This window comes from Streptomyces sp. NPDC090077 (genome assembly GCF_044747545.1).
Taxonomy (GTDB): domain Bacteria; phylum Actinomycetota; class Actinomycetes; order Streptomycetales; family Streptomycetaceae; genus Streptomyces.
This window is the reverse complement of record NZ_JBIVEG010000007.1, coordinates 103,357-118,495: the sequence shown is the minus strand read 5'-3', so window position 1 is coordinate 118,495 and position 15,139 is coordinate 103,357. Positions and strand designations below refer to the sequence as shown.

Sequence of the window (15,139 nt, the reverse complement as noted above, 5' to 3'; positions counted from 1 at the left end):
AGCCCGGTTCAGAGCCCGGTCAGGTGCTCCGGGCGGACCGGGGTCCTGTCCAGCTCCAGGCCCGTCGCGTTGCGGATGGCGGCGAGGACGGCCGGGGTGGACGACAGGGTCGGGGCCTCGCCGATGCCGCGGACCCCGTACGGGGCCTCGGGGTCGGCCAGTTCGAGGTAGTCGACCGGGATCGTCGGGGTGTCGAGGATCGTCGGGAGCAGGTAGTCCGTGAAGGAGGGGTTGCGCACCTTCGCGGTCTTCGGGTCGACGATGATCTCCTCCATCACCGCGACGCCCAGCCCCTGGACGGTGCCGCCCTGGATCTGGCCGACGACGGACAGCGGGTTGAGCGCCTTGCCCACGTCCTGGGCGACGGCCAGTTCCACGACCTTGACCAGGCCCAGTTCGGTGTCCACCTCCACCACCGCCCGGTGCGCGGCGAAGGCGTACTGCACGTGGCCCTTGCCCTGGCCGGTGACCCGGTCGAAGGGCTCTGTGGGGAAGTGCCGCCACTCGGCCTCGATCTCGACGGCCTCGTCCTCCAGGACGTCGACGAGGCTCGCGAGGACCTCCCCGCCGGAGGTGACCACCTTGCCGCCCTCCAGGAGCAGCCCGTCGGAGGCCCACGCCGGCTGCTGCGCGCCGAACTTGTAGCGTCCGATGTCCAGGACCCGCTCCCGGACGAGCGCGCAGGAGTTCTTCACCGAACCGCCGGTCATGTACGTCTGGCGGCCCGCGGAGGTCGAACCCGCCGATCCGACGTGTGTGTCGGCGGGGTGGATGGTGACCTGCTGGACGCCCAGTTCGGTACGGGCGATCTGCGCGTGGATGGTGACGCCGCCCTGGCCGACCTCCGCCATGGCGGTGTGCACCATGGCGACGGGCTCGCCGCCGATGACCTCCAGGCGCACCCTGGCCGTCGAGTAGTCGTCGAACCCCTCGGAGAAGGCGACGTTCTTGATGCCGACCGCGTAGCCGACCCCGCGGACGATGCCCTCGCCGTGCGTGGTGTTGGACAGGCCGCCCGGCAGCGCGCGCAGGTCGGCCGGGCCGCCGGCGGACTCCCACTGGCGCTGGGGCGGCAGCGGACGGCCCTTGACCATGTCCAGCAGTTCGGCGACCGGGGCGGGGTGGTGCACGACCTGCCCGGTGGGCATGACCGTGCCCTGCTCCATCGCGTTGAGCTGGCGGAACTTCACCGGGTCCATGCCCAGTTCGTCGGCGAGCTTGTCCATCTGGGCCTCGTACGCGAAGCAGGCCTGGACGGCGCCGAAGCCGCGCATCGCGCCGCAGGGCGGGTTGTTGGTGTACAGGCCGACCGCCTCGATGTCCACGTCGTCGATGACGTACGGGCCTGCGGAGAGGGAGGCGGCGTTGCCGACGACGGAGGCCGTGGAGGAGGCGTACGCGCCGCCGTCGAGCACGATCCTGCAGCGCATGTGCGTCAGCTTGCCGTCACGGGTGGCGCCGTGCTCGTACCAGAGCTTCGCCGGGTGCCGGTGGACGTGGCCGAAGAAGGACTCGTAGCGGTTGTAGACCATCTTCACGGGCTTGCCCGTGCGCAGCGCGAGGACGGAGGCGAGGATCTGCATGGAGATGTCCTCGCGCCCGCCGAACGCGCCGCCGACGCCGGCCATCGTCATCCGGACCTTCTCCTCGGGCAGGCCGAGGACGGGCGCGATCTGCCGGAGGTCCGAGTGCAGCCACTGGGTGGCGACGTACAGGTCGACGCCCCCGTCCTCGGCGGGTACGGCGAGGCCGGACTCGGGGCCGAGGAAGGCCTGGTCCTGCATGCCGAAGGTGTACTCGCCGCTGACGACGACGTCGGCCCGGGCGGCGGCCGCGGCGGCGTCGCCGCGGACGATCGGCTGGCGGTGGACGATGTTGGGGTGCGGGACGTGGGCGCTGTGGTGGTCGTCGCGATTCTCGTGGACGAGCACCGCGTCCGGGGCGAGCGCGGAGGCCTCGTCGGTGACGAGCGGCAGCTCCCGGTACTCGACCTTGATCTTCGCGGCGGCCCGGCGGGCGGTCTCGGGGTGGTCGGCGGCCACCAGGGCGACCGGCTCCCCGTGGTGGCGGACCTTGCCGTGGGCCAGCACCGGGGTGTCCCGGAACTCCATGCCGTAGTACTTCACCGGGGACGGCAGGTCGTCGTACGTCATGACCGCGTGCACACCGGGGACGGCCAGGGCCTCGGCGACGTCGATGGAGACGATCTCGGCGTGCGCGACCGTGGAGCGCAGGGTCTGGCCCCACAGCATGTCCTCGTGCCACATGTCCGAGGAGTACGCGAACTCGCCGGTGACCTTGAGGGTGCCGTCCGGGCGGAGCGTCGACTCTCCGATGCCGCCCCGGGTCCGGGAACCCTGGGTGACGTTGCTGGGGATACCGCTGGTGGTGCCGGCCATGTGCGGACCGCCTCTCTGCGTGACGTGCCGGTGCCGGTGCCGCGACCCCCGTGCGCGGCATCCGGCTACCGCGTGGCCGGAACCGCTGCCGGCCACGCGGAGCAGTAGACACAGCGGCCGGGGGGACGGGGCAGTCACCGATCGCTCAGAACCGGCTTCCGCGCCGCCTGTGGAAGACCGTGCGTTTCCCCTGTCGCACACCCCTGAGCTGCGGTGATCCGTGTACGGGAAGGGGGGCGGCGTGAGAGGGTGCCGGGCATGCGGCTGCGTGAACTCCTGGAGACCGACGAGCTGGGGCTGCTGCTGCTCGTGGGCTCGGACGCCGGTGACGAGGTGCTCGACCGCGCCATCGGATCCGTCCCGACCATCGACCTGGCCGACCCCGGGCGCTTCCTCACCGGAGGGGAGCTCGTCCTCACGGGGCTGGCCTGGTGGCGGGGCGACGGGGACGCGGAGCCGTTCGTGCGCGTCCTCGCGGGGGCGGGCGTCACGGCCCTGGCGGCCGGCGAGGTCGAGCACCGGCTCGTCCCGCACGACCTCGTACGGGCCTGCCGGCGGTACGGCCTGCCGCTCGTGGCGGTGCCTCCGGAGACCTCGTTCGCCGCGATCACCGAACGGGTCCTGCACCGTCTGCACCGGCGGGACGTCGGCACCCTGGCCGCCGTGGTCGAACGCCACCGGCGGCTGCTCGCCGACCGGGCCGCGCCTGACTCCGTACTGGAGCTGCTGCGGCACAGCCTCGGTCTGGACGTGCGCGTGCTGTCCGCGACCGGGCGCCAGATCGCCGGGGCCCAGCCCCCGCCGCACCCCAGGACGGGGGCGGCGCTGGCCGCCCGGTACCTCGCGGCGCGCCGGGCGGGCGAGCCGTCCCCCCACCGGGTCGAGGTCGGCGGGCGGCGGTACTCCCTGGTGCCGGTCCGCGACGGCGCCGGGGCGGCCGGCGGGGAGGCTGCCGAACTGGGCGACTGGACGGTGGTGGTGGAGGCCGACGTCTCGGGGTGGCCCGCCTCGGACCTGGAGCTGCTCGACCGGGTCGTGGAGCTGCTCGCCGACGCGCGGTCCGCGCACGAGCGGTCGAAGGCGGCCCTGCGGGACCTGGCCCGGCGCTCCCTGGACCTGGTGCGCAGCGACGTCCCGGCCGGGGAGATCCCCGTACGGCTGCGCAGTACCGCGCAGTCCGTCGTCAGCGGGGTCGGCCACTGGCCGCGCTGCCAGTACGTGGTGGCCGACGGCGTTCCGGCCCGGGCCCTGCGCGTCCTCCTGGAGGAGGCCCTGGTCGAGCCGGCGGGCCCGGCGGCGGTGTCACCGCAGGACATCGCCGCCACCGTGGACGGCGACCGGGCGGTGCTGCTCGTCCTGATGCCCGAACCGGCGGCCGGCCTCGACTGCGCCGCCCTCCAGCGGCGGCTCGCCGCGGCCCTCGCGCGCTGGCTCGGCCCGCGGGAGGCGGTGTCGGTCGGCGTGAGCTCCCCGGTGGGCGACCCCGGGAACGCCCGCCGGGCCCTGGAGGAGGCCCACCACGCGCTGCGGGTGGCCCGGGAGGACCCTGGCCGGGTGGCGGTGCGCGGCCCCGGCGACCTCACCGCGCACGTGCTGTCGCTGCTCCCCCTCATCCCGGCCGAGGCCCGCCGGGCCTTCGCGGAGCGCCACCTCGGGCCGTTGCGGGACCACGACCGCCGCCACCGGACGGAGCTGCTGGCCACGCTGGAGGCGTTCCTCGACTGCGACGCGTCCTGGTCCCGGACCGCGGCCCGGCTCCGCCTGCACGTCAACTCGCTGCGCCAGCGGGTCTCCCGGATCGAGGAGGTGACCGGCACCGACCTGGCCCGCCTGGAGACCCGGCTGGACTTCCTCGCGGCCCTGCGGGCCGGGTGAGCCCGGACTCCCCCGGGGCCCGTCAGGCGGCGGCCACGCGCAGCACCACCGACAGGGAGCTGACGACCAGCAGGCCGAGGACGACCCGGCGGAACCGCTCGGCGTTCAGGCGGTGGAAGACCTTCTCGCCGGCGAATATCCCGATGAACAGGGCGGGCACCCCGACGAGGAGCATCTGCCCGACGGTCGCGGTGAGCCGGCCGCTGATCCCGAATCCGGCGAGCGCGGCCAGGCTGGTGCCGGAGAACACCACGCCCAGGGTGGCGCGCTGGACCCGGGGCTCCAGCTTCATGCTCTGGAACGCGGCGACCATCGGGGGGCCGTCGATGCCGGTGGCGGCGAAGGAGGCTCCGGAGAACAGGCCCACGGCCATCACGGTCTTCAGTCCGCCGCCCAGGGTGATCTTCCGCCACACGATGAACGTGCCGAGCAGGACCACCCCCGTGATGACGAACAGCAGAACCCGCGACGAGAGCGTGTCCAGCAGCCACACGCCGAACGGCACGCCGGCCAGCCCCGACAGCAGGGTGGCCGTCATCAGGCGCCGGTCGACGTACCGCCAGTCGCGGACGGCGATCCACAGGCTGAGCGGGGCGGCCATGATCCCGGCCACCACCACCGCGCTCGCCGGGTCGATGAGCAGCGCCAGGGGCGGGACGGCCACCAGGGAGAAGCCGAAGCCGGCCGTGGTGCGTACGACGGAGGCGGCGGCCAGCACCAGGAAGGCGCCGAGGAGGATCAACATGGGGCAGGGGTCTCCAGGTCGGGCGGCACGGTTCAGGCGACGGGGTTGGTGAGCTCGCCGATCCCCTCGACGGAGACCGTGACCCGGTCGCCGCGCCGCAGCGGTCCGACACCCGCCGGGGTGCCGGTGAGTACCACGTCACCGGGGTGCAGTGTCATCGCCGAGCTGATGTGGCTGATCAGGCGCTCGACGGGGTGCACCATACGGGAGCTGTTCCCGTCCTGGCGGATCTCTCCGTTGACCGTGGCCCGGACCGCGAGCGCGCTCACGTCGAGTTCGGTCTCCACCCAGGGGCCGAGGGGGCAGAAGGTGTCCGATCCCTTGGCCCGCCACCACTGCCGGTCCGGGCCCTGGAGGTCGCGGGCGGTGACGTCGTTGGCGCAGGTGTAGCCGAGGACGTGGTCGGCCACCTGCTCGGGCTTCAGGTCCCGGCAGGTCCGTCCGATCACCGCGGCGAGCTCGGCCTCGTGGTGGAGCTCGTCGGTGTAGGACGGCTTGACGATGGCCTCGCCGGGGCCGATGACGGCGCTGCCCGGCATGAGGAAGACGAGCGGCTCCTCGGGCACCTCGTTGCCGAGCTCCGCGGCGTGCTCGGCGTAGTTCCGGCCGATGGCGAGGACCTTCCCCGGGGTGACGGGGGCGAGCAGCCGTACCTCGCCGAGGGGGAAGCGGGGGGCTCCCGGGGGGACGTCCAGGGGCCCGAAGGGTCCGTTGACCAGCGGGGCGACCTCGCCGTCGGCGAGGAGGCCGTAGCGGACGGTGCCCGCCTTCTCGAACCTCACGATGCGCATGAGCCACTTCCGTTCTCGTTCTTGCTCTGGGCGGGGGTGTGTCCGGGCAGGGCGCGCAGCAGCAGCTCCGCCAGGTGTTCGGGGCGGCGCGAGCCCTCCTGGGAGATCTGGGTCCGGCAGGAGAACCCGTCGGCCACCACGGCGGTGTCCGGTCCGGCGGCCCGCAGCTTCGGGTAGAGCTCCCGCTCGGCCGCGCCCTGGGAGACGTCCCAGTGCCCCGGTTCGTAGCCGAAGTTGCCGGCCATGCCGCAGCAGCCCGCGGAGACGACGTCGGTGGTGACGCCGAGCCGGCGCAGCACCTCGCTCTCCGGGCCGTGGCCGTGGCCGGCCTCCTGGTGGCAGTGGGGCTGCATCACGGCGTCCTGGTCGAGCGTGCCGAACGGCCAGGGGCCCTCGTGTTCCGCGACCACTTCGGCGAGGGTGCGCACCTGCCGGGACAGCCTGCGCACGAGGGGCGAGTCCGGCAGCAGTTCGGCGGCCTCCTCGCGCAGGGTCTGGGTGCAGGAGGGTTCCAGGCCGATGACGGTCCGGCCGGCTTCCAGGTGCTCGCGCAGGGCGGCCACCGAGCGGCCGAGCACGGCGCGGGCGGTCCCGAGCTGGCCGGTGGAGTGCCAGGTCAGGCCGCAGCAGACCGGGCCGTCGGGCAGGACGACCCGGTACCCGAGGGCTTCCAGGACCCGGGTGGCGGCGCGGGCGCCGCGGGGGTCGAGGAGGTTGCTGAAGGTGTCGGGCCACAGGACGACGGTCCCGGAGCGGCCCGGCTCGGCGGCGGGGTCGGCGGGGGCCGGCTTGCGGTAGCGGAACCACTGCCTGAAGGTCTGCGGGGGCAGTTCCACGAGCGGCCTGCGCGTCTCCAGCCCGGCCAGGGCGCTCAGCCGGGCCGCGACCGGTGCCCGCCGCGTCAGCCGGTTGAGCGTGCGGGGGGCCAGCGAGGCCAGCCGGCCGAGCAGCGGCAGCCAGCCCAGGGTGTAGTGGGCGCGGGGCCTGAGGCGTCCCGCGTAGTGCTTGTGCAGGAACTCCGACTTGTAGGCGGCCATGTCGACGTTGACGGAGCAGTCGCTCTTGCAGGCCTTGCAGGAGAAGCACAGGTCGAGCGCGTCCCGGACCTCGGTGGAGCGGTAGCCGTCGGTGATCGTCTCCCCCCGCAGCATCTCGCTGAGCACCCGGGCGCGGCCGCGGGTGGAGTGCACCTCGTCGCGGGTGACCTGGTACGAGGGGCACATGTGGCCGGTGTCGTTGCGGCAGGTGCCGACGCCCGTGCAGCGGTGCACGGCGTTGGTGAGCGAGCCGTGGTCGGCGCCGAAGCGCTGGATCAGCGGCAGCTCGTTGCGGTCGCGGCCGGGGCCGGGGCGGATGTCGGCGTCGAAGGGTGCCGGGTCGACGATGATGCCGGGGTTGAGCAGGTTGCGGGGGTCCCAGATCTCCTTGAACGCGGCGAAGGCGCCCATGAGTTCGGGCGAGTACGTACGGGCCAGCAGCTCGGAGCGGGCGCGTCCGTCGCCGTGCTCCCCGGAGGCGCAGCCGCCGTGGGCGACGACGAGGTCGCCGGCGGCGGTGATGAACTCCCGGTAGGCGGCGATGCCCTGCTCGGTGCCGAGTTCCCAGTCGACCCGGACGTGCAGGCAGCCCTCGCCGAAGTGGCCCGTGATGGTTCCGGTCCGCCGGTGTTCGGCCATCAGGGCGTGCAGGTCCCGCAGGTACCCGGAGAGCCGCTCCGGCGGGACGGCGGAGTCCTCCCAGCCGGGCCAGGCCTGCCGGCCGTCGGCCATGCGGGTGGCGATGCCCGCGCCGTTGCGGCGGATGGACCAGAGGGCGGCCGTCTGCTCCGGGTCGGCGGTGACGAAGCTGGTGGCGTCCGTCTCCCGGGCCAGGTGACCGGCGTTGGCCAGCGCATCGGCCTCGCTGCTGCCCTCGATCTCGCAGTAGAGCCAGGCCTCGCCGCGCGGGAGCAGGTCGACGCCGGGGGCGCGGCCGCCGCGCGAGCGCAGCGCCTCGACCAGCGGGGCGTCCAGCCCCTCCACGGTGAGCGCGCCGGCCTTGGCCAGCGAGGCGCCGCGGTCGGCGGCCGCGTAGACGTCGGGGAAGCCGAGGACGAGGAGCACCCGGGCGGCCGGGACCGGGGTGAGCCTGATCTTCGCGCCGAGCAGGACGCCGCAGGTGCCCTCGGTGCCGACGAGCGAGCGGGCGACGTGGAAGCCCTTCTCGGGCAGCAGCGCGCCCAGCCCGTACCCGGACACCTGCCGGCCGAACCGGCCGAGTTCGGTGCGCAGGGGTGCGAGGTGGTGGTCGCGCAGCTGCTTCAGCCTGCGGTCGATCCCGGCGTCCCCGCTGGTGCCGCGGCCGGCGCGGATCCGGCGGCCGTCGGCGAGGAGCAGGTCGACCTGTTCGGTGATGTCGGCGGTGGTGCCCCAGGCCACGGAGTGGGCTCCGCAGGCGTGGTTGCCGATCATTCCGCCGATGGTGCAGCGGGAGTACGTGGAGGGGTCGGGTCCGACGGTGAGCCCGTGGGCGGCGGCCCGGTCCCGGAGGGTGCCGAGGACGACGCCGGGCTGGACGGTGGCGGTGCCGGCCTCCGGGTCGAGTTCCTCGATGCGGTTCATGTGCCGGGAGAAGTCGAGGATCAGCCCGGTGCCGATGGAGTTGCCGGCGATGGAGGTGCCGCCGCCCCGGCAGGTGATGCCGACGCCGTGCTCGGTGGCGATGCCCACGGCGACCGCCGCCTCCTCCGCGTCCCGGGGTTCCAGCACCGCGGTCGGCATGACGCGGTAGATCGAGGCGTCGGAGGTGTAGGCGGTCCGGGTCCGCAGGTCCGTGCGGGCTGCGGGCAGCCGCGACTGCAGGTGCCCGGTGAAGTCGTTCACGGCGTCCTTCACGGCATCGTTGACGGCATCGTTCATGGCGTCCTTCATGGCGTCCTTCCCTGAGGGGCGGGGCGGCGGCGGTCGGGTGGTGCGGCGGGTCAGCCGGCCGTGCCGTCGGCCGGGAGCGGGAAGTAGTCGATCAGCAGCATGTCGCGCACGCCCTGCCGAACTCCGGCGGCCGGCTCGATCGCTGACACGCCGTGGAAGACCCGGCGGTCGTCGATCACGATCGACTCGAACCGCCGCAGCAGCGTGGTGCTGTGGAGGGGCCTGCGGTCCCGGTCGTACAGCTGGGACTCGCCCCCCTCGACGTCGGTGCGGCGCATCAGGACCTGCGCCACGTAGTGGTGGCCGTCCTCGTGCACGCCCTCGGGGGCCGGGAGGCCCTGGGCGTCGCGGGTGGCGGTGATGCGGATCTGGTGGACGCCGACACCGGTGGTGGCCGGGTCCAGGTCGCCGGGCACCCGCTCGGCGAAGAAGCGGACGAGGGTGTGGAGCACGCCGCCGGCGGCCACCTCCCCGGCCAGCGGCGGGAAGTGCCGGTCGACCCCGCCGTGGAGGGAATTCACCTCGGCGGACTGGTGGAAGGCGCGCGGCGGGTCCTGTACGAGTTCCCCGCCGGAGAAGTGGAAGCAGCCGTGACGGCGGCGGCGGTAGTCCGCGCCGTCCTTCATGTACGCGTCGACGGGCATGTCCTCCCAGGATTCCAGGAACAGCTTGATCTCGCTCGCCGTGTGGAGGTCCAGGGCCTGCTTGAGATCCTCGTCCGAGAAATACCGGTACGGGGGGTTGATATCACCGGCCGGGCTCTGTGAACGTATGGCCTCGGTCGTCACCACGAACTCCCTCTGTTCGGATTCTTCTACATTGCCACAGCGAATGCTGCCTCACCGATCCTGGCCGGAAGCAACCACCCGGACAAGGAGGGAAACCGGTTCGGGAACCCGCGCCGCAGGAACACGCGGAGCAAATGGAATCACACCCTCCGACCGAATTCACCCACCGGCCGACCGCCGCCTTTCCAAATATTCCCCGAGCCCGCAGACCTCGACAAAAGAGTCTGAAAACAGCCGACTCAATGGCCGAATCCACCCCTCCACCACTCCACCAGGGGCGTGACCTAAATCTCCAGCCGGCGCGGCTGCTGGTCGAGTTTGCGTCAACTAGCCTGGTGGGGAGCGCCAGTTGCCAGCATGGGGGAACGCCCGATGACGCCTACGTTCGGTACACCTCTCGAATCACTCCGATCCCAGGACATTCAGCTCTACCGAGAGCTGCTCGCACAGGACGCGGCGTCCCATCCGTCGCCGATCCCGAACCAATCCGCCGGCGACCGTTCCCCCGAATCCCGGGAGGATTCACTGGAGAGGCTCCTCTCCTCCGGCCTGGCCGTACCGGACGAGCGCAGCAGCACAGGCTTCACTCCGGTTAATCCGGAGACGATCGGCAGTTACGTCGTGGCCGAGATCCTGGAGAATTCCGCCCGGTCGGCGATCAATCTGCTGCGGGTCCGGGACGAATTGGGCCCGGTGGTCGCCGAATACCGGAACAACCAGCTTCGGAACGCCTACGGGTACGTGACGCACACCGACCACCCGAACATCAACGCCGCCATCCGGCTGGCCGCGCGGGAATGCCGTTTCGAGGTGCTGACCTCGCAGCCCGGCGGAGGCAGGTCCGAGGCCGTTCTGAGCGAGTCCCTGCCGGCCACGCTGGAGATGCTGGACCGCGGGGTGCGGATGAAGACGATCTACCAGCACAACGCACGGTCCAGTGCGGCGACGCGCACCTTCGTCCGCACGGTCCAGCAGCGCGGCGCCCGGGTGGCGACCCTGGACGAGAACTTCGACCGGCTGATCGTCTTCGACCGGACGGTGGCGTTCATCCCCGAGGACGGCGACCGCCGGGTCGCCGCGGAGATCCGCGCCCCGGCCGTGGTCTCGTTCCTCGTGGCCCTCTTCGAACGCTCGTGGATCAGGGCCGTCCCCTTCACCCCGCCCGGCCGGGACCGGGCCACGACCCGCATCACCGACGACCTGGAGCTGGCGATCATGCGGCACATCGTCGCCGGCGACACCGACTCCGTGACGGCCTCGCGGCTCGGCATCAGCGTGCGCCGCTGCCAGGAGTACGTGGCGCGGATGTCCGCGAAGCTGGGCAGCCGCAGCCGGGCCCAACTGGGCTACCTGATCGCCAAGTCGGGACTGCTCGACGGCGCCCCCGGGGAAGCGGCCCCGGCGGCGCGCGCCTGCTGACCCGGAACCGCCCCTCAGGCGCTCCGGCGCCCCGACCGCTTGGTCACGTCCCAGCCGATGTCACCGGCCACCACGTCCCCGGGCACCGGCCCGAGGGGCGGGGCGGCCGGGAAGGGGGCGGGAAGGGGGGCGGCGGCGAAGCGGTACATGGTGCCTCTCTCATGGGTACCGGGCTGGTACCGCCATGCTCACGCAGCACCGGCCGCACCTTCAATGCCCGCAGGGGGTGGTGAACCCGCACTGCGGGAACCCGCAGACCCATCGGACGGGCGGCACGAGATCGCTCTCGCTGACGGTGTACGCCAGCGGCGGGTAACGGAAGTCCGTCTCCTGGTTCTCCCGCCGCCGCAGCCCGTAGAACTCCCGCGCCTGCTCCTCCCCGGCGACCGCCAGGCGCTCGCCGTCCGGCAGGTACGCGTGCCCGTCGCGGAACCGGACGAGGGTCCTGGAGGTCCGGAAGGTCACCCCCAGCCACTCGTCCTCCCCGGCCGGGGAGGACGCGTCCAGCAGGATCCGGTGCCTGAACCGCCGGTTCGCCTCGACGGAGAACGCCACGACGCCGTTGTGCCGGAGCTCCACCTCGAACCCCCCGCCCCCCTCGCCCTTCTCCCCCTTCTCCCCCCTCTCCCCCTTCTCCTCGAACACCAGCTTCCGAAGCGGCCCGGCCCCGGCACTCCGATAGCAGGAGAAGAGCGCGATGAACGAACCCGGACCTTCCTCCAGATCGAGCGCCTGGTCGCAATGGGCCCCCATGCGCCGGTAGGCATCCGCATACCGCTCCACGAGCGCGTTGTTGAAGCCGACCGGCACCCCGGCGGCCTCCTGCACCCGCCGCGCCAGCCGTTCGTGCACCGCCCCGAACCGCTGCGCCGGGCTGCCGTACCGGGTGGTGGTGCGCACCAGCGGCACACCGCCCGCCGCATCCATCCTGGTGAGCACGGCGCCCCGCCGCCCCTTCCCCACGTCCTCCCAGCGGACCGACGCGCAGAGCTCCCCGTACAGGTCCTCCGGATCCTCCCCGGCCGGCAGACCACACGTGACGATCCCGTCCGGGACCCTAGGCCCGGGGCGCAAGGTAGTCCCCCTCGTTCATGCTGAACGGCAGCTCCGGACCGTAGTCGACGAAGGACGTGCTCCGGTTCTCCTCGGCGTACAGCCTGCGCAGCTCGGCCATGCCCGCCTCCGTGGCCGGTCCCAGCCTCACCGGACCGCCGTCCGCCTTGAGGAACGTACCGCCGTCCTTGTGCACGGCCTCGGCGTTCGAGCAGCGCACCACGTACCCGAGGCGGGTCGGGAGCAGCCCGGCGTCCAGCGCCGAGGGCCGGATCTCGTGCGTGTACAGCCGGTTGGTGGACAGCGGCATGAAGAACACGGACCCGGGATGGAGCGTCACCCCGAACTGCTCCGGCAACCCCGCCGCCCCACCTCCCTGCTCCTTCAGCCGGAACCGCAGCCTGGTCAGCCCGCTGACCCCCTTCACCCCGTAGTCGAAGGGGTCCTCGTCCAGGGGCTGGAGCCCGTCGAGCCGGTCGTAGAACGTGCAGAAGGCCATGACCCCGTCGACGGGCATGTCCTTCGTCTTGTCCGCGTGCGCCGAGATCTTCGCCTTCGCCTGCTTGCGGCCTTCCGCGGCGGGGGTGTTGTGGTAGATCTGGGCCAGCACGTGGTTGAGCGGCGCATGGCCGCGGAAGACGGCAGCGGCCTCGCGGTTCAGAGCCTCGACGATCTCCGTGTCGGTCGCGCCGAAGCCCTCGGTCGGCCCCGAGAGGTTCGTGGAGCACCGCAGCAGCCGGAAGTGCAGCTCGTCGCCGTCCCGCGTGACGGGGGTCAGGTAGATCCCGCTGCGGTGTGCCGTGCCGGGCTTGGTGGACTCCGTCAGGGACTGGAACTCGTGCTCGGCCCGGATCCGCCCGAAGTACCCCGCACCGGGATCGAAGAACCGCCGGTAGTGCACCCCGACCCCGTGCACCCGCAGCGGCACCCGCCCGGGCCCGACGGCCGCCCGGCCGTCCCGGCACTCCGGCTCCCCCACGACGAACACCCGCTCCGCCGCCCGCAGCCGCCCGGCATCGACCCCGGCCGGCTCCCCGTAGAGGTAGACGCTCCGCCCCTCCGGCCGGACCACCCCGGAACCGAACTCCTCCGGCGTGACCACGACCCCGAAGAAGTCCCTGACCACGCCGTCACCGTGCCGCCCCGCGGGCGCGACCATCACCTGGCCCGCCCCGTCGATCCGGGCCTCCCCCGCGTACATCGACCACTCCCCCCGTCCGGATCCGTCCCCCGAACCTAGCCGCTCCGGCGCCCCGCAGGAGCGTCAGTAGCGGTACCGGGCCGCGAGGACGGCGATCTCCGTTCCGGTCACCGGGTACACGAGGCGGTGTTCATCGTCGACGCGTCGGGATCGATCAGCTCGCGCTCGGACACGCCGGCGTTCGGTGTCGCAGTCGGCTGGAACACTTCGGCCATGATCGACGAGACGAGCCCGGTCCTCCCCGACGCTCCCGCCACCTCCCTGCCGCCCGGAGCGCAGGCGGAGCTCGCCGGCACCGCCTGGGAAGGGCTGCCGCACGTCTGTACCGGCCTGCACGGCGTGCCCGACACACCGGACGTCCTCGGTGCCGTGCTCGCCCCCGACCCGGCCCGCCGGGTACGGGCGGTGGGCGATCTGTACCGTCTGCTCCTCCATCAGGCGCAGCTGTTCCCGGCGACCGCTCCGGCGGCCCTGGTCCTCGCCCGCCTCCTCGACGACCCGCGCACCCTCGCCGAAGACCGCTGGGGGCGCAGGGCCGGCCGGCGGCCCCTTCGCGCCGAACTCCTCAACTGGCTGGCTTCGTTCGCCGACATCGCCCGGCTGGACCTCGAGGACGGCGTCGGCACGGCGCAGGATCCGGCCGCCGCCCGCGCGGCACGGCCGGCCCTCCACGGCCTCATCGCGGACTTCTGCGACGACGGCGACCCTCGGGTGAGGGAGGCCGCGCTCGCGGCCACCGCCCTGCTCCTGGCCGACCCCGCCCTCGTCCCGCTCACACCCCGGTACGCGCCCGCCGTCCGCGAGGTCCTCGCCGTGAGCGCGGACTCCCACTACCGGTGGATCGCCCGGGACCGGCTGGCCGCCTGGGGTGAGGACGTCACCGGCCTCGTCACCGCGGAGGAGGAGCGCCGCGCGGCCCTGAACCGGGCAGGCGCGTTGGCGGAGGACCCGTTCGCCCCGGAGCAGGCTCAGGCGCAGGCGATCCGCTGGCTGGAGGAACAGCCCGAGGACACCGCGGCTCCGGAACCCCTCGGCCCCCGGCCTGCGGCCCGGACCGCACCCCTGCCGACCGAGCCACCCGTGGCCGTTCCGCGGCTGGTCGCCCGGGAGGAGGAGCGCGCCGAGTGGGCGTTCACGCCGTACGTGGGCGTCGGCCCCCTGCACTTCGGGATGACCTTGGAGGAGGTCTCCCGCGCCCTCGGCGAAGCCCCGGCCACCTCGTCCGGCTCCCGCCGCCACGGAGACCGGCAGCTCGGCCACGCCGACTTCGCCGCGAACGGGATCAGGGCCCTCTTCCACGACGGCCGCCTGGGGTGCGTCGCCGCGGACGCCCTCACCGGCCCCCAGGTGCGGCTGGACGGAGCCCCGCTGACCGGCTGCGCACCGTCCGACGTGGAGGAGTGGCTCGTCCACCGCACGACACGGCCCGGCAGCCTGGCGTTCAGCGTCGCCGGCGATCCGGTCTCCGCCGATCTCGGCCTGGCGATCCGCTCCCAGCGGGCCGGGAACCTGGCCCTGACCCGCCCCCTCTTCCTGCTCCACGACTGGCTCGACCTGTGGCACGCCCTGCCCGCCGAAGAGTGGAACTGCTCTTGAAGCCCGAATCCGAGGACCAGCCCCGGGCCGCCACGAGGGCAGGCCGCCGAGCCGCTCGGCATTGTGTACACATGGGACACTCGGCACCCTTGAGCGCATGACGCAGCCACTGCCCGTAGAGCCCACCTGGCGGAAGTGGTGGAGCGCGCGGACCGCGACGACGTACCCGCGGTGATCACACGCCGGGGCAAGGAAGTCGCCGCCGCCGTCTCCATCGAGGTGCTGCGCAAGTACCAGGAGTGGGAAGAGCGCGAGATCAACCGGATCATCGACGAGCGCATGGCCAACCCCGCACCCGGCATCCCGATCGAGCACGTCATGAGGGAGACGCCGGCACTCGGTGAGTGAGTACCGAACCGTCTT

Annotated in this window: 12 protein-coding genes; 4 read left to right on the top strand and 8 right to left on the bottom strand. The window is 73.0% G+C overall.

The genetic code is table 11. The features are described 5' to 3' along the window. Window positions 1-8: 8 nt before the first annotated feature. Window positions 9-2,399, bottom strand: a complete 2,391-nt coding sequence (locus ACIPW5_RS14670; RefSeq protein WP_401244607.1) for a xanthine dehydrogenase family protein molybdopterin-binding subunit — start codon at window positions 2,397-2,399, stop codon at window positions 9-11. A gap of 258 nt (window positions 2,400-2,657) precedes the next feature. Here ACIPW5_RS14670 and ACIPW5_RS14665 point away from each other — a divergent pair, with 258 nt between their 5' ends. Further along, window positions 2,658-4,274: a PucR family transcriptional regulator gene (locus ACIPW5_RS14665; protein ID WP_401244606.1), complete on the top strand. Its 1,617-nt coding sequence runs from the start codon at window positions 2,658-2,660 to the stop codon at window positions 4,272-4,274. 22 nt (window positions 4,275-4,296) lie between these two features. Here ACIPW5_RS14665 and ACIPW5_RS14660 read toward each other — a convergent pair whose 3' ends face one another. Genes ACIPW5_RS14660 through ACIPW5_RS14645 form a run of 4 tightly spaced genes read right to left on the bottom strand, consistent with a single transcriptional unit; the run spans window position 4,297 to window position 9,507 of the window. Further along, the gene (locus ACIPW5_RS14660; RefSeq protein ID WP_401244604.1) at window positions 4,297-5,019 is read right to left on the bottom strand and encodes a sulfite exporter TauE/SafE family protein; all 723 of its coding nucleotides are present in this window, start codon (window positions 5,017-5,019) and stop codon (window positions 4,297-4,299) included. A 32-nt stretch (window positions 5,020-5,051) separates the two neighbouring features. Beyond that, window positions 5,052-5,810: a fumarylacetoacetate hydrolase family protein gene (locus ACIPW5_RS14655; protein ID WP_401244602.1), complete on the bottom strand. Its 759-nt coding sequence runs from the start codon at window positions 5,808-5,810 to the stop codon at window positions 5,052-5,054. After that, window positions 5,798-8,719 (bottom strand): FAD-binding and (Fe-S)-binding domain-containing protein, encoded by a 2,922-nt coding sequence (locus tag ACIPW5_RS14650; protein WP_401244601.1) that lies wholly within the window; start codon window positions 8,717-8,719, stop codon window positions 5,798-5,800. The genes ACIPW5_RS14655 and ACIPW5_RS14650 overlap by 13 nt, the downstream gene beginning before the upstream one ends. 50 nt (window positions 8,720-8,769) lie before the next feature. Continuing rightward, the gene (locus ACIPW5_RS14645) at window positions 8,770-9,507 is read right to left on the bottom strand and encodes a 2OG-Fe dioxygenase family protein (RefSeq protein ID WP_401244599.1); all 738 of its coding nucleotides are present in this window, start codon (window positions 9,505-9,507) and stop codon (window positions 8,770-8,772) included. Between the two features lie 621 nt (window positions 9,508-10,128). Between ACIPW5_RS14645 and ACIPW5_RS14640 the strand changes: the two genes are divergently transcribed. Further along, a complete protein-coding gene (locus ACIPW5_RS14640; RefSeq protein WP_401244597.1) occupies window positions 10,129-10,926 on the top strand; it encodes a helix-turn-helix transcriptional regulator in 798 nt (265 codons plus the stop codon). Between the two features lie 14 nt (window positions 10,927-10,940). Here ACIPW5_RS14640 and ACIPW5_RS14635 read toward each other — a convergent pair whose 3' ends face one another. The 3 genes from ACIPW5_RS14635 to ACIPW5_RS14625 form a co-directional block, all read right to left on the bottom strand. Continuing rightward, entirely contained in the window at window positions 10,941-11,075 is a 135-nt protein-coding gene (locus ACIPW5_RS14635) for a hypothetical protein (protein WP_401244596.1), read from the bottom strand. A 61-nt stretch (window positions 11,076-11,136) separates the two neighbouring features. Beyond that, complete coding sequence (locus tag ACIPW5_RS14630) at window positions 11,137-12,000, bottom strand: hypothetical protein (RefSeq protein ID WP_401244594.1); 864 nt, start codon at window positions 11,998-12,000, stop codon at window positions 11,137-11,139. Next, window positions 11,984-13,180, bottom strand: a complete 1,197-nt coding sequence (locus tag ACIPW5_RS14625) for a hypothetical protein (protein ID WP_401244592.1) — start codon at window positions 13,178-13,180, stop codon at window positions 11,984-11,986. The genes ACIPW5_RS14630 and ACIPW5_RS14625 overlap by 17 nt, the downstream gene beginning before the upstream one ends. 213 nt (window positions 13,181-13,393) lie before the next feature. Between ACIPW5_RS14625 and ACIPW5_RS14620 the strand changes: the two genes are divergently transcribed. Together ACIPW5_RS14620 and ACIPW5_RS14615 are read left to right on the top strand one after the other, a co-directional pair. Next, the gene (locus ACIPW5_RS14620; protein ID WP_401244590.1) at window positions 13,394-14,776 is read left to right on the top strand and encodes a hypothetical protein; all 1,383 of its coding nucleotides are present in this window, start codon (window positions 13,394-13,396) and stop codon (window positions 14,774-14,776) included. 126 nt (window positions 14,777-14,902) lie between these two features. Then, on the top strand, window positions 14,903-15,124 hold the full coding sequence (locus tag ACIPW5_RS14615) for a type II toxin-antitoxin system prevent-host-death family antitoxin (RefSeq protein ID WP_401244864.1): 222 nt from the start codon (window positions 14,903-14,905) through the stop codon (window positions 15,122-15,124). The last annotated feature ends 15 nt before the right edge of the window (window positions 15,125-15,139 follow it).

What these genes read in the sequence shown, in the direction of transcription:
- ACIPW5_RS14670 (WP_401244607.1), bottom strand. Translation starts at nt 2,399, where the DNA reads ATGGCCGGCACCACCAGCGGTATCCCCAGCAACGTCACCCAGGGTTCC.
- ACIPW5_RS14665 (WP_401244606.1), top strand. Translation starts at nt 2,658, where the DNA reads ATGCGGCTGCGTGAACTCCTGGAGACCGACGAGCTGGGGCTGCTGCTG.
- ACIPW5_RS14660 (WP_401244604.1), bottom strand. Translation starts at nt 5,019, where the DNA reads ATGTTGATCCTCCTCGGCGCCTTCCTGGTGCTGGCCGCCGCCTCCGTC.
- ACIPW5_RS14655 (WP_401244602.1), bottom strand. Translation starts at nt 5,810, where the DNA reads ATGCGCATCGTGAGGTTCGAGAAGGCGGGCACCGTCCGCTACGGCCTC.
- ACIPW5_RS14650 (WP_401244601.1), bottom strand. Translation starts at nt 8,719, where the DNA reads ATGAAGGACGCCATGAACGATGCCGTCAACGATGCCGTGAAGGACGCC.
- ACIPW5_RS14635 (WP_401244596.1), bottom strand. Translation starts at nt 11,075, where the DNA reads ATGTACCGCTTCGCCGCCGCCCCCCTTCCCGCCCCCTTCCCGGCCGCC.
- ACIPW5_RS14625 (WP_401244592.1), bottom strand. Translation starts at nt 13,180, where the DNA reads ATGTACGCGGGGGAGGCCCGGATCGACGGGGCGGGCCAGGTGATGGTC.
- ACIPW5_RS14620 (WP_401244590.1), top strand. Translation starts at nt 13,394, where the DNA reads ATGATCGACGAGACGAGCCCGGTCCTCCCCGACGCTCCCGCCACCTCC.